This window comes from Flavobacterium aquidurense (assembly GCF_002217195.1).
GTDB lineage: Bacteria > Bacteroidota > Bacteroidia > Flavobacteriales > Flavobacteriaceae > Flavobacterium > Flavobacterium frigidimaris.
Map to the genome: position 1 here is coordinate 26592 of NZ_MUGR01000005.1, position 13908 is coordinate 40499.

The following is a 13908-nucleotide window of genomic DNA, read 5'->3' on the forward strand; positions in this document are numbered from 1 at the left end:
AAGTGTTCAGTTTTTTAGTAGTCAGTAATTGCTGCAAACTAAAAAGCTGAACACTTTTTATCACTCAGTAAATCTGAATACTAAAAAACTGATCACTGACCACTTTTTTTAGTCTCTTTTAGGAGTGTTTTTCTTTTCTCTCTTTTCTTCTTTCTTTTCTTTAGCCGTTTTTAACGGTTCTTTTTTTGCTGTTTTTTTAGCATCCTGACTCTTTGCCATAATATTCCGATTTAGATAGTTAACATATTTTTAAAGTAAATATAGGTTCTATTTTTGGGTTTAAACTAATTATTTTGCTGATATATCTCAATTGAATCTTTTTCAAGTCTTGTTTTTAGCCACATTTTCATTTTTTGTCTCGTATCGACGTCAACTTTTTTCTTGCTTTGAAAAAGGATAACAGGGATTATTTTTGATTTGTTAGTTTCGTTTTCCGTGGTGTAATTTCCAATAGTAAGAGTTGTAATAGTGGGGAAAAGTATTTTAGCTTCGTTACTAATCTGATTGTTATTGAATTGATATTGGGCTAGTTGATTTCGTAAATTATTAATTAAAATATCCTTTTGATCTACGACACTCTGATTATTGTTGATCTGATTCATGATGTCTTTTCTTAAATTTACAGTATCCTGCCTGATGATTAGTTTTGTGTTTGGAAGATTATAATTGACGAGTTTTTTATTAAGATTTATGATTTCGGTATCATCGAATTTTTTGGCTAAAAAAGCCAGTTCAATTCTTTTTGGATCGGTATTGTATTTTATTTTTTTATAAATAATGGGATAATCTTTATCAAGAAATTCTTTCTGAATGAACACTTCAGTTCTTGAATTATAACTTTTTTGAACGTATAACTGATAGGCAAAATAAATACTGGGAACAATTAAAAGTAAAATTAGAATGGTTATTCCGTATTTAACGCGTTTTTGATGTCTTACATCTAATTGCTGCGTAATAGGGTAATTTAGATATTTTACAATAACAAAAGTAGCGATACAAATAAAGACGCAGTTAATAGTATAGAGATACATGGCGCCAAAAAAGTAGAGATAATTACCAAGTGCTAAACCATAACCTGCTGTACAAAGCGGCGGCATCAAAGCGGTTGCTATAGCTACTCCGGGAATAGGATTTCCTTTTTCTACACGCGTTACTGCAATCACACCAACGAGACCTCCAAAAAAGGCAATTAAGATATCGTAAATGTTGGGAGAGGTTCTGGCTAATAATTCTGATTGGGCTTCTTTAAAAGGGCTAATATAGAAATATATTGCAGAGGTGGCTAAACTAACTACGGTTGCAATGACTAAGTTTTTTAAAGATTTCTTTAAAAGTTCAAAATCATACATGCCCAACCCAAAACCGGCACCCACTATTGGTCCCATCAAAGGGGAAATTAGCATAGCCCCAATAATCACGGCTGTTGAGTTTACATTTAAACCTACAGAAGCAATAATAATAGCACATGCCAAAATCCAAATATTTGAGCCTTTAAAGGATATGGCGCTTGTTATGTTTTCAATTACCGATTTTTTATTTTCTTCGCCTTTATGAAGATCAATAAAATTTAAAACTTTTTTAGTTATATCTGTCATGGCTAAAGGATAAGATTATCGTTTTTAGTAAAATTTATAGGAATAACAATGTCTAATTTAGTCAAAAAAAAGGACTAAACCTTTTGTTTATTAGGTAAAGGATTATAAATCTCAGTAAAATGGTGTTGCTTTAGTTTTAGAAGATAAAAAAATCCCCAATCTTAAGAATTGGGGATTTAGGTGTTTATTTTAAGTGTAAAACTAATTACGTTTTAGAACTTTATATTGTTCGTAACAGCCATTAATTGCATCCATAATCTGTAAATCATTTGCAGATTGTATAAAGGATTCCGAATAGTTGCAACGCTGAAGAATTTCAGGAATTTCATCTTTGCTAATGCCTAAAAGTACGGAGACAGTTTCACGATCATATTTAGATTCAAGGAGATTTCGAACAGTATCGTCCTTCCTCATTTCTTTTAGTTTCTTAAGTTCTTTTGCATTTTTTCCAAAGAAACCATAGAGTACATCGGCAGGATTAAAAATAGATCCAAGTACTTTTCCAAAAGCATTTGGAGAATATTCACCGGCTTCATAGCCTTGCGTAAGACCAGAAATACTGTAACGATAGTTTTCTTTAGTAGGAATTAATTTTGAATCAACTTCAAGATAACCTGTTAAATTAAAAGGGGCAATCACTACTTCTTCAAGAGCAATTGCTTTTTCAGTAAGCTGTATTCTGGTTACTTTATTTTTTATCCAGTCATTTGTTACTCTGATTCTTAAGGATTGAAATCCTAAAATAGAAAAGTGGATGGTATCGTTAAGCTGAACATCGATCTCAAAATATCCTTTGGCATCGGATTTTGCACCACGTACTTTGTTGGTGTTGATAATATTTACATTAGAAAGGGCTTGTTTGGTGTTATCGTTAATGATATAACCCGAAACTCTTTGTGGTGCTGTAGACTCAACGTCTTGTGCAAAACCAACGGCTGATAATAGTGTAAAAAAGAAAACTGCGAAATATTTCATATCCTGATTTAAAGCACTAAAAGTACTAAATAGGGATTAAATATTTCGCAGTCTTCGAATATAATTATCAGAAAATTAACAAAGCAAGAGGTGTTACTTTAGTATTCAGCTAAAAAGGAGCAAGGAGGTATAAACTAAGTGGTTTGAATTATAAGAAGCATCAATTCACAGGAAGATTCTGAATATAAAAAAAATCCCAAATTCCAATTATGTCTGGAATTTGGGATTTTGTATTTTAAGATATTGACTTATTAGTCTCTTCTTGGTCTTCTTGGTCTTGGTGAATCACCAAAGCTTTCAGAACGTCTTGGAGCTCTGTCTGAACCTCCTTCAGTTCTTGGAGTTGCGCTTCTGAAACCGCCTTCTCTTTTTGGAGCAGATGAATTTCTGTCGCTTCTGAAACCACCTTCTCTAGGAGCAGCGTTTCTGTCGCTTCTGAAACCTCCGCCACCAGAACCTTCACGTCTTGGTCCGAAACTTCCACCGCCGGAACCTTCTCTTCTTGGTCCGCCAGAACTTCTTCCGCCACCAGAACGTCCGTTATGGTCACGTCTTCCGCCACCATCATTTTTAGAAATTTCAACATTAATACGACGTCCTTCTAATTGTACGTTGTTTAATACTTCCATTACTTTGTCAGTATGCTCAGGATCAGTGTTAAAGAAAGAGAAACCTTCTTTTACATCTACCTTGAAAACATCATCACGACCTAAGTCTAATGTTTCTTTCAGGTAATCTTTAAGTGTCATCCAATCGAAGTTATCTCTTGAACCTATGTTTACAAAATAACGAACTGCTCCGTTGTTATTGAATTCTCTTGGTTCAGAATCACTTCTTTCGCGTCTTTCTCCGGCTTGAGATGAAATATCTCTGTTCTTTTTGTAGTAAGCAATAAAACGGTTAAATTCTACTGAAACCATTTTCTTGATCAACTCTTCTTTAGATAAACCTTCAAGAACATTGTTGATTGCTGGTAAATAGTTGTCAATTTCGTGATCAACTTCAGTATCTTTAATTTTGTTAGCTAAGTGCAATAATTGAATTTCGCAGATTTCGATTCCGGAAGGAATAGTTTTTTCTTCGAATTTTTGTTTGATGATTCTTTCGATAGAAGAAATTTTACGCAACTCACTTTTTGTAACAATTACAATCGAAGTTCCTAATTTTCCAGCTCTACCTGTACGTCCTGAACGGTGATTGTAAGTTTCAATTTCGTCAGGAAGTTGGTAATTTACTACGTGAGTAATATTATCAACATCAATACCACGTGCAGCAACGTCAGTAGCAACAAGCATCTGAATTTGTCTTCCACGGAAAGATTTCATTACACCATCACGTTGTGCCTGAGATAAATCTCCGTGCAATGCAGCAGCGCTGTATCCATCTTCAACTAATTTTTCTGCTACAGCTTGTGTATCTCTTTTAGTACGACAGAAAACCACAGAGAAAATATCTGGATTTGCATCGGCTAAACGTTTCAAAGCTTCGTAACGGTCACGTGCATTTACTAAGTAAAACTCGTGAGAAACTGTTGCAGAACCTGAGTTCTTAGCTCCAACAGTAATTTCAACCGGATCGCTCATAAATTGTTTTGCAATTCTGGCAACCTCTTGTGGCATAGTTGCAGAGAACAACCATGTGTTTTTTTGATCTGGAGTATCTGATAAAATAGATACGATGTCTTCATAGAATCCCATGTTCAACATCTCATCAGCCTCATCAAGAATACAGTAATCTATATTTTTAATGTTTACTAAACCTCTGTTGATCATGTCTTGCATTCTCCCCGGAGTAGCCACAATAATTTGTGCCCCTCTCTTAATGTCCCTAGCTTGCTCTGTAATACTAGCCCCGCCGTAAACTGCTACCACATTAATACCTTTCTCGTATTTTGAGTAGTTTTTAAGTTCGTTGGTAATCTGTAAACAAAGTTCTCGTGTTGGCGATAAAACTAATGCTTGTGTATTCCTGTTGTCAGCATCAATTTTTTGAATTAGCGGAAAACCGAAAGCTGCCGTTTTCCCTGTCCCTGTCTGAGCCAACGCAACCATATCTGTGTCTTTTTCTAATAATAGGGGAATCGCCTTTTCCTGTACCTCTGACGGATTTTCAAATCCTAGATCTAAAATCGCCTTCAGTAACGATTCATTCAATCCTAATTGTTCAAATTTATTCATATGTATTTTTAAAATAGGGTGCAAAATTACTGTTAATTATTCAGATAAACTAATGCTATTTTAAGAATTATGTATTTGTTATGATTTGATTATCAAAAAGTTATGTTTAGTGTAGCATGTTTTTTTTCTGACAATCCGGAAAATTCAGGAAAAATACGTCGTGAATTATAAATTTTGGGCTCTAAAATGTTGTATTCTAAACAATTATTTTCCTGCATTCAGAAAATCAATTAGTTGGTGGGTTGCTTTTGCCCGATGACTTATCTTATTTTTAATGTCTGAGGCCAGTTCTGCAAAAGTCTCAGTATAATTTTCAGGTTGAAAAACGGGGTCGTAACCAAAGCCCTGATTCCCCGTTTTTTCAAAAATAATGTTTCCTTTTGCGATTCCGGTAAACAAATGCTGTTTTCCTTTTAAATTTAATGCAATAACAGTCTTAAACTGAGCGCTGCGATCTTCTTTATCTGATAAAGCCTCCAGAAGCTTGTTCATATTGTCATCAGCATTGCGCTGTTCTCCCGCATATCTGGCTGAATATACACCAGGTTCTCCGTTTAAAGCGGTAACTTCTAAACCGGTATCATCAGCAAAACAGTCATATCCATATTTTTCCGTGACGTAATTCGCTTTCAAAATAGCATTTCCTTCAATAGTATTCGCCGTTTCAGGAATTTCTTCATGGCAGCCAATGTCTTCCAGGCTTAATAATTGTATCGATCCGTTTAAGATACCTTGAATTTCTTTGATCTTATTAAGGTTGTTTGAAGCGAAAACCAGTTGCATGAAAATATATTTTATAGGTTGTTGATATCTAAACACAAATTTAGAATTCTTATATTTGATATGTGACGAAAAATTAAAATAAATGAAGATTTCTTTACTGTATAAAAAAATAACCCCTTTTGTCAGGCCTTACAGAAAAATGGTTATTGCGACTTTATTGCTTACTTTTTTAGGATCGTTTGCCGCTCAGGTAAATGCATTGATATTAAAATATACTGTAGATTCGATTAGTGATTTAATGGTAGCACACGAACCATTGTCAAAAGGCTTTCATTTATTAGGTATCATTAGTATTGTTTTGCTGTCTAAAGAACTGGTTTACTCTGTCGTGCAATTTGGACAAAAATTTTATGGAGAAAAGCTGCGAATATTCATAACCCGCGATATTTCGCAGGCAATAGTGGAAAAAATCCTAAGTTACCGAATGGAATTTTATACTTCTAATGAAAACGAAAGTGGAAAACTTCAAACCAGAATAGATTTAGGAATCAGCAGTTTAACAAGATTGGTTCAGAACTTTTTTATTGATATCCTGCCATTATTTGCAAATGCATTTGTGGCCCTGGCGATTATGTTTTATGCCAATGTATATGTGGGTTTGGTGAGTTTATGTATTATTCCGATTTATTTTTATATCAGTCAGTTACAAGCTACTAAGTTGAGTGGTTTCAGGAGACGGATGCGTAATTATCGTGAAACTAAAAATAACGGAATCATTAGTTTAATCGAATCTATCACGGTGATTAAATCTTTTGTTCGGGAACCTATGGAAGCAGATCGTCATAAGGATATTCAGTTTGAAATGACCGAAAATCAATTAGCAACCAGAAAAACCAGTTTTATTTTTGAAAGTGTAAAAGGTTTTGTGGAGCAAATAGGAGTAGTGATCATCATTATTCTAACGGCCTATTTTGTTCTTAATAATACTATGACAATTGGCGCAATCATGTTTCATATTATGTTGTTTAATAATGTATCTGCGCCAATCAGGCAATTGCATCGTATCTATGACGAAGTAAATGATGCCTTGATTTATTCTGAAGGATTTTTTGATATTCTGGAATCGGATAATGAAAAAGAGGTAAGCGGTGATTATATCCCTGACAAAATTGTGGGACTTATAGAAGTTAAAAATGTTGATTTTGTTTATCCAAACGGAACAAAGGCACTTTCTGATATTAATTTTACCATTAAACCAAACGAAACTACCGCTTTAGTAGGATTAAGCGGCGCGGGAAAAAGTACAATTATCAATTTGCTGGATAAGTTTTATTTGCCTTCATCCGGAAAAATATATCTGGATGGCGTAGATTTAAACGATTACAATACTGATTTTTTGCGAAAAAACATTGGACTGGTATTACAGAAGAATCATATTTTTAAAGGTACAATAGCCGAAAACATTTTGTACGGAAAACCAGATGCTTCACAATCTGAAATTATAGAGGCAGCCCAACAAGCTTATATTCATGAACAAGTAATTCAATTGCCTAAAGGTTACGATTCTGATGCGCATTTGCTTTCCGGCGGACAGCAGCAGCGAATTGCGATTGCAAGATTGTTTTTGAAAAATCCACCCATTATTTTTCTGGACGAACCTACCGCAAGCTTAGATGCCATAGCGACAGAACAGATTAAAAAGTCTCTCGATGCGATAAAAAAAGACAGAACTGTCATTATTATTTCACATAGTATTTCTCAGATTATTGATGCTGCAAACATAATAGTTTTAGAACAGGGAAGATGTGTCGAAAAAGGAACCCACGACGAATTGTACGATAATAAATCTGCCTATTACCAGATATTTACGGCAATGGCAAATAGCCTGAATCTTGATAAGATTACACAGACTCTTGATTAGTTAATTGTTGCCTTCGACGCGCTCTTTGTTAAAGTTTGAACTTTGTCAAAGACCAATTAAAATTTATGTTTTAAAAGCATTCTTTCAATCATAAAAGTAAGTGAAATCCCCAAAGTATAAGCCAGAATATCACTCCATAGAAAACCTTGCCCCAAAGTATACCTTCCTGCAAGGGTGTTTCTAAGTTCGTTGATCCAGATTGCCTGATAGAGTTGAGAAAATTCAATAGCATAGCAAATTAATAGCGAGGTTATCATAATCTGAATGCTTTTTTTCTCGATCAATAGTGTCCGAATAAAAACATACATCATAACAGCATAAAGAAAATCTCCTATATACAATGGGATGAGATCCGTTTTTCTGGACATGATTCCCATAAAAATAATCAGGAGAAGTAAAATAAAATAGTAAGGTCTGTATTTTTTCAAATTTTGATTTTTGACGGCATCATTAGTACTTTTTTAGGGATACAAAAATACAAAGATTCGGTTACGTCTGCTTTATTTTATAAATTTATCAATTGCGTAAAATTATAAATAATTTATCTGTCTAAAATTAAAATAACCACATGAATACAAGATTTGCAACTCTTATTTTTACCTTATTTCTATTAGGAAATATGGGTTATTCTCAAAAAAAGAACTCGTTTAACATCAAAAAACAACTCGAATATTGTGCGAGACAAGCTTCGAAAACTTTAAATGTAATTCCGGATGACGGAACATCGCCAAGAACCGTTCCTAATGGAAGCAAAGAATGGAAGTTTGTTGATTATAAAGACTGGACAAGCGGTTTTTGGCCTGGGGAGTTGTGGTATTTATATGAAGCAACAGGAGATAAAAAATGGGAAAAAGAAGCAGACAAATTCAGTAGGTTTTTAATTCCTCTGTCAGTTAGTAAAGCAAATGATCATGATTTAGGGTTTCAGATATTTAATAGTTTCGGAAATGGATACCGTTTGACAAAAAATCCAGGATACAAAGAGATTATTTTAAAAACCGCTGATACTTTGGCAACACTTTTTAATCCAAAAACAGGAACGATCCTGTCATGGCCTCATCATAAATATGAAGGTCATAATACAATCATTGATAATATGATGAATTTAGAACTGCTTTTTTGGGCTTCTAAAAATGGAGGGAATAAAAAGTTATATGAAATGGCCGTAAAACATGCCGAAACGACAATGAACAATCATTTTAGACCGGATCACAGTTCTTATCATGTTGTTATTTATGATAATGAAACAGGCAAAAAAATTAAAGGGATGACTGCGCAGGGTTATAGTGATGACAGTATGTGGGCAAGAGGCCAGGCGTGGGCAATATATGGTTATACAATGGTGTACAGAGAAACAAAAGATCCTCAATTTTTAGATTTTGCGCATAAACTGGCACGGGTATATTTAGACAGATTAACGACCGAAGATTTGATTCCGTATTGGGATTTTAATGCACCGGGAATTCCAAATGAACCAAGAGATGCTTCGGCTGCTGCAATAGTATCGTCGGCACTTATAGAGTTGAGTTCTTATACAAAAGAGGCAAAACTGAAAACGGAATATCTTATAAAGTCTAAAAAGATGATTGTTTCGCTTTCAGATCATTATCAAAGTCATGATGTGAATTCAGCTTTCCTGTTGCATTCAACCGGTCATAAACCTGGCGGAAGCGAAATAGATTGTGCTATAAATTACGCAGATTATTATTATCTTGAAGCGCTTTTAAGACTGCAAAAACTAAAAAACTAAAAGTTATGATAAAAAGAATCATCCAAATCTCCTGTACCGTCATTTTGGTACTGTTGATGTTAAGTTGTAAAAATGCAAAACAAAAACTTCAGGAATATGTAACGACCTATAATAGTACGGCTGCAAGTTTTAAAGCAGATGATGTTACGCTTACAACGGCCAGAGGTTATATCAATGACAATAAAATCGAATTGCGTTTTGAAACTAGTTTAGAACAAAATGAATCTAATAGAGTAAAAGCAAATACATCATTTCCAAAGCTGTTGAAAGAAATGATAGATGATAATAAACTTCCTAAAGAACTTGTAGAAGATGGGATTCAGTTTGATGCTTATTTTTTAGCTGATGACAATACTGTTCTCGTAAAAGAAATAATAAACAAAGAATCTGTAGGGGAGTTATTACAGCAATAATTGAAATTAATCACTATTGAAAGCCGCTTTAATTATTTTTAAAGCGGCTTTTTAAGTTGTATCAATGCATAAATCGGCTAGGAATCGTTCGTTCTTTTTAATCTGTTTTGTTATTTGTTTTCGGATAATTAATTTGTAATCAAATGATTGTAGTTTTTGTTTTTATGTTCTGAAGTTGTTTTTATTTAAAAAGTTCATTATGTTTGAGTTAAAAAATAACTATAAACATAAAAAATTATGAAAAAAATTACCCAAATCGCATTTTGTGTTATTGTTGTATTATTGCTGGTAAGTTGTAAAAATACCAAGCAAAAAATGCAGGAACACGTCAACATCTATAATATTTCTTCATCTATCAAAGGCAGCGGTATTACCAGCACCAGTTCCAAAGCATTTTTAAATGATAATAAAATCGAAATCAGAATTGAAACCAACCTGGAAGAAAATGAAGCGAATAAATTAACCTACAAAGATTCGTTTCCTGATTTATTGAAAGAAATGATTAAAAACGATCAAATTTCCAGAACGTTAATTGAAGAAGGAGTAAAGTTTGATGTTTATTTTTTAGCGTATAATAATGCTATTTTGGCTCAAAGGGTAGTGGATAAAGAAGAATTGGCAGTTTTAGAAAATACAGATGGTAGTAAAGAAGAAAAGGTAACCGCTGCGAAACTCTAATTGAAACTATATAGCAAATAAAAAAAGCCTCTTTGTATATTTCAAAGAGGCTTGCTTTTGTTTTTATCGTTTGGTAACGTTGGTTAAAATATCAGGGAAATAAGAATCTGACAGATGGCCAAATTCATCTCCGCGCATAAAGATATTAATATCAACATCAGAGAAACTCTTTTTACCTGCCGCTGCTAAAAGTTCATTGGCGGCGTGTAACGTATTTTTATGAAAGTGATATACACGATCTGATTTATCCGTAACCACAAGACCTTTCATCAGCATTTTGTTTTGAGTGGCAACTCCCGTAGGACATTCGTTATTATGGCAACGTAACGCCTGAATGCAGCCTAACGAAAACATAAATCCGCGGGCACTGTTACACATATCTGCACCCAACGCGATTGCATGTAGAATCGAATAACCGGAAATAATTTTTCCGCTTCCAATAATGCGTATTTTGTCGCGAATATTCAAGCCTATTAAAGTTTTATTTACAAATATCAAAGCAGGCTCAAAAGGCATCCCAACACCATCAGCAAATTCTAAAGGAGCAGCTCCTGTTCCGCCTTCGGCACCATCAACCGTAATAAAATCCGGATAAATGTCTTCGGCAATCATTTCGTGACAAATAGATTCAAATTCAGCTGTATTACCAATACATAATTTAAATCCAATAGGTTTTCCGTTTGATAACTGACGTAATTGTGCAATAAAATGAATCAGTCCTTTAGTATCTGAAAAAGCATGATGACCGGGAGGAGAAAGAATCATAGTATGTGGCTGAACTCCTCTGATTTTGGCAATTTGCTCCGTATTTTTAGCAGCCGGAAGTACACCTCCGTGACCTGGCTTCGCTCCTTGAGAAAGCTTAATCTCAATCATTTTAACGTTGGGAAGATTCGCTTTCTCGGAGAATTTCTCAGGGCTGAAATTTCCTTCGGCATCACGACAGCCAAAATATCCTGTACCAATTTGCCAGGTAATATCTCCGCCGCCTTCAAGATGATAATCCGTTAGACCACCTTCTCCTGTGTTTTGATAAAAGTTTCCTTTTTTCGCACCAATATTTATGGCACGAACGGCATTTTCGCTTAATGAGCCAAAACTCATGGCCGAAACATTAAATAAAGAAGCTAAGTAGGGTTGTTTGCAATCTTTTCCGCCAACAAGCACACGAGGTAAGTCCTCATTAACTTTTGCCGGGAAAATAGAATGTTTTACACCTTCGTAACTATCGTGATTTAGATTTTGCTGTGTTCCAAAAGGCGTATTAGAATCAATATTTTTGGCTCTTTGATAAACTAAAGAACGCTGATTTCTGGAAAAAGGACGTCCATCAGTAGATCTTTCGATAAAATACTGTTGAATTTCAGGTGCAATCATTTCAAATAAATACCTAAAATACCCCAGAACAGGAAAGTTTCTTAAAATAGCATGCTTTTTTTGAAGTGTATTATAAAAACCAACAACCAGCAATACCGGTATAATAATAACGAGTAAAAAACCACGTTCAGTTTTAAGATAGATGGCGAGAACAATTAGAAACAATAAGAATCCGTAGATAAAAAATTTTTTTCTCATGTTTGTAAAGATTTAAAAGGTAATAGTTTAATAATTAATTGAATCGCAGGCGTACATAAACATGTTTAATGCCTTTTTTATCAGATTCTCTTTCATCAATTTCAAGAATATCCGTTAGCGATTTTAGCATTGGTGTAAGCTTAGAAAAACCGTAATTTCTTGGGTCAAATTCAGGTTTTTTCTTTACAATAAGATTTCCAACATCACCAAGAAATGCCCAGCCATCATCGTCTTCGATGTCTTCGATAGTAGCTTCAATCAGTTCAATGGTTTGTTTGTCTATTTTATGTAATGCTTTTTCAGCAGGTTTTTCAATAACTTTTTTGGCATCAGTGGCAGAAGCTGCGACAGCTGTTTTAGGTTTTTTCTTTTGGATTGCTCCGTCTAAAACTTCAATATAAATAAATCGGTCACAGGCAACAATAAAAGAATTTGGCGTTTTCTTTTCGCCAATACCAATTACTTTCATACCGGATTCTCTTAGTCTGATGGCCAGACGGGTAAAATCACTATCACTCGAAACAATACAAAAACCATCCAGTTTGCCTGAATAAAGTAAATCCATGGCATCGATAATCAAAGCAGAATCTGAAGAATTTTTTCCTACCGTATAGCTGTATTGCTGAATAGGAGTAATCGCATGTTCCAGTAAAACAGCTTTCCATCCATTAGCATTAGGTTTCGTCCAGTCAGCGTAAATACGTTTTGTAGTGGGTGTGCCAAATTTTGTTATTTCTTCCATCATGCCTTTTACATTACTGTAAGGTACATTATCGGCATCAATAAGAACGGCTAGTTTGAGATCTTTTGAGTTGCTTAAAGCCATTATTCAGGTGTTAGAAAAATTAGTACTTCCAAAGGTAAAACTAAAATTGGTTTTTCGTAGAATTTGATCGGGAATAAGTGTTTTGTTTTTTATTAATTATTTTGGTTATAAATAAGGGTTTTGCTTATAAAATTAATTAAAGATAAATTTGTCTTTTATGATAAGCTTCACTACATTTGTATGGAATTAATGAATTAATATATGTTTTCAAAAGCGTGTGAATACGGAATTAGGGCTTCTATTTTTATTGCGACAAAATCTTCTAAAGGGATTAGGGTTGGGATAAAAGATGTTGCCAAAGAAATTGATTCTCCGGAACCGTTTACTGCCAAGATCATGCAAATTTTGACCAAGAATGGTATTATTCATTCGGCCAAAGGAGTAGGAGGCGGTTTTGAAGTTTCGAAAGAAGCCCTGAAAACAATAAAATTAATTCAGATTGTCGACGCTATCGATGGAGATAAAATATACAGAGGATGCGGTATTGGGCTTAAAGAATGCTCAGAAGAACATCCTTGTCCGGTGCATTTTGAGTTTAAAAAGATCAGGGGACTTCTTTTGGATATGCTTACCACCACCACTTTAGAACAGCTTGCTTTGGGAGTAAAATCAGGAGACTTTTTCCTGAAAGGAATAAATACAAACGATTAACATTTAAATAAATATCTTAAAAATGAATGCAAAAACCAAAATTTCGTTATTAATTCTAATGGGATTCTTAACAATAACTTCTTGCGGGAAAAAAGAAACTGCACCAGCTGAATCAACAGAAGTAAATGAAACTTCGACAGAAGGTGAAGCAGCTCCGGCAGCAGAAGAAAATGTATTAGTTATTGAAGGAAATGACCAAATGCAGTTTAATAAAAATGAACTAAAAGCTGTTGCAGGAAAACCAATTAAATTGACTTTAAAACACGTTGGTAAAATCCCTAAAGAGGCAATGGGGCATAACTTAGTTATTCTTCAGGAAGGAACTGATGAAGCAGCTTTTGCAGCAAAAGCGATCACGGCAAAAGACACAGATTATATTCCGGCTTCAGAAAAAACTTCAATTGTTGCCCATACTAAATTGTTGGGCGGGGGAGAAGAAGATACGATCGAATTTACAATTGATAAAAAAGGAACTTATAACTTTTTATGTACTTTCCCTGGTCACGTGGCTATGATGAAAGGTGTTTTGATTGTGGAATAAATATAAGAACTCCGAATCTCTTATAAAGGTTTGGAGTTTTTTTAAGAACTAATAAAAGATAAAAATGTCTTTTATTGTAAAAA

At 34.2% G+C, this 13908-nt stretch carries 13 protein-coding genes; 6 read left to right on the plus strand and 7 right to left on the minus strand.

Annotated elements, in window-relative coordinates; translation table 11 throughout:
* Nucleotides 1-284: 284 nt before the first annotated feature.
* From B0A67_RS03715 to B0A67_RS03730, 4 genes are all read right to left on the minus strand, one after another.
* Nucleotides 285-1595, minus strand: coding sequence for a DUF389 domain-containing protein (locus tag B0A67_RS03715; protein WP_084074474.1), 1311 nt, complete (start codon nucleotides 1593-1595; stop codon nucleotides 285-287).
* A 201-nt stretch (nucleotides 1596-1796) separates the two neighbouring features.
* Entirely contained in the window at nucleotides 1797-2570 is a 774-nt protein-coding gene (locus B0A67_RS03720; protein WP_072956091.1) for a carboxypeptidase-like regulatory domain-containing protein, read from the minus strand.
* Between the two features lie 251 nt (nucleotides 2571-2821).
* Nucleotides 2822-4747, minus strand: coding sequence for a DEAD/DEAH box helicase (locus B0A67_RS03725; protein WP_072956088.1), 1926 nt, complete (start codon nucleotides 4745-4747; stop codon nucleotides 2822-2824).
* A gap of 204 nt (nucleotides 4748-4951) precedes the next feature.
* On the minus strand, nucleotides 4952-5530 hold the full coding sequence (locus B0A67_RS03730) for a non-canonical purine NTP diphosphatase (protein ID WP_072956085.1): 579 nt from the start codon (nucleotides 5528-5530) through the stop codon (nucleotides 4952-4954).
* An 82-nt stretch (nucleotides 5531-5612) separates the two neighbouring features.
* Between B0A67_RS03730 and B0A67_RS03735 the strand changes: the two genes are divergently transcribed.
* On the plus strand, nucleotides 5613-7391 hold the full coding sequence (locus tag B0A67_RS03735; RefSeq protein ID WP_072956082.1) for an ABC transporter ATP-binding protein: 1779 nt from the start codon (nucleotides 5613-5615) through the stop codon (nucleotides 7389-7391).
* Between the two features lie 56 nt (nucleotides 7392-7447).
* Here B0A67_RS03735 and B0A67_RS03740 read toward each other — a convergent pair whose 3' ends face one another.
* The gene (locus tag B0A67_RS03740; RefSeq protein WP_242670918.1) at nucleotides 7448-7819 is read right to left on the minus strand and encodes a ribosomal maturation YjgA family protein; all 372 of its coding nucleotides are present in this window, start codon (nucleotides 7817-7819) and stop codon (nucleotides 7448-7450) included.
* Between the two features lie 140 nt (nucleotides 7820-7959).
* Between B0A67_RS03740 and B0A67_RS03745 the strand changes: the two genes are divergently transcribed.
* The 3 genes from B0A67_RS03745 to B0A67_RS03755 all read left to right on the plus strand — a co-directional run bounded on the left by B0A67_RS03745 (nucleotide 7960) and on the right by B0A67_RS03755 (nucleotide 10232).
* Nucleotides 7960-9141, plus strand: a complete 1182-nt coding sequence (locus tag B0A67_RS03745) for a glycoside hydrolase family 88 protein (RefSeq protein ID WP_072956076.1) — start codon at nucleotides 7960-7962, stop codon at nucleotides 9139-9141.
* 5 nt (nucleotides 9142-9146) lie between these two features.
* Nucleotides 9147-9554 carry a hypothetical protein gene (locus B0A67_RS03750; RefSeq protein ID WP_072956073.1) on the plus strand — a complete coding sequence of 136 codons (408 nt, stop codon included), beginning with the start codon at nucleotides 9147-9149 and terminating at the stop codon, nucleotides 9552-9554.
* A gap of 237 nt (nucleotides 9555-9791) precedes the next feature.
* The gene (locus tag B0A67_RS03755; protein ID WP_072956070.1) at nucleotides 9792-10232 is read left to right on the plus strand and encodes a hypothetical protein; all 441 of its coding nucleotides are present in this window, start codon (nucleotides 9792-9794) and stop codon (nucleotides 10230-10232) included.
* A 63-nt stretch (nucleotides 10233-10295) separates the two neighbouring features.
* Here B0A67_RS03755 and B0A67_RS03760 read toward each other — a convergent pair whose 3' ends face one another.
* Both B0A67_RS03760 and B0A67_RS03765 read right to left on the minus strand, forming a co-directional pair.
* Entirely contained in the window at nucleotides 10296-11807 is a 1512-nt protein-coding gene (locus tag B0A67_RS03760) for an FMN-binding glutamate synthase family protein (RefSeq protein WP_072956050.1), read from the minus strand.
* Between the two features lie 34 nt (nucleotides 11808-11841).
* Nucleotides 11842-12633, minus strand: coding sequence for an NYN domain-containing protein (locus tag B0A67_RS03765; RefSeq protein ID WP_072956048.1), 792 nt, complete (start codon nucleotides 12631-12633; stop codon nucleotides 11842-11844).
* Between the two features lie 201 nt (nucleotides 12634-12834).
* On the opposite strand from B0A67_RS03765, the gene B0A67_RS03770 reads away from it, so the two are divergent.
* Together B0A67_RS03770 and azu are read left to right on the plus strand one after the other, a co-directional pair.
* Nucleotides 12835-13284, plus strand: coding sequence for an RrF2 family transcriptional regulator (locus B0A67_RS03770; protein WP_072956045.1), 450 nt, complete (start codon nucleotides 12835-12837; stop codon nucleotides 13282-13284).
* Nucleotides 13285-13306: 22 nt separating this feature from the next.
* The gene (gene azu / locus B0A67_RS03775) at nucleotides 13307-13825 is read left to right on the plus strand and encodes an azurin (RefSeq protein WP_072956042.1); all 519 of its coding nucleotides are present in this window, start codon (nucleotides 13307-13309) and stop codon (nucleotides 13823-13825) included.
* The last annotated feature ends 83 nt before the right edge of the window (nucleotides 13826-13908 follow it).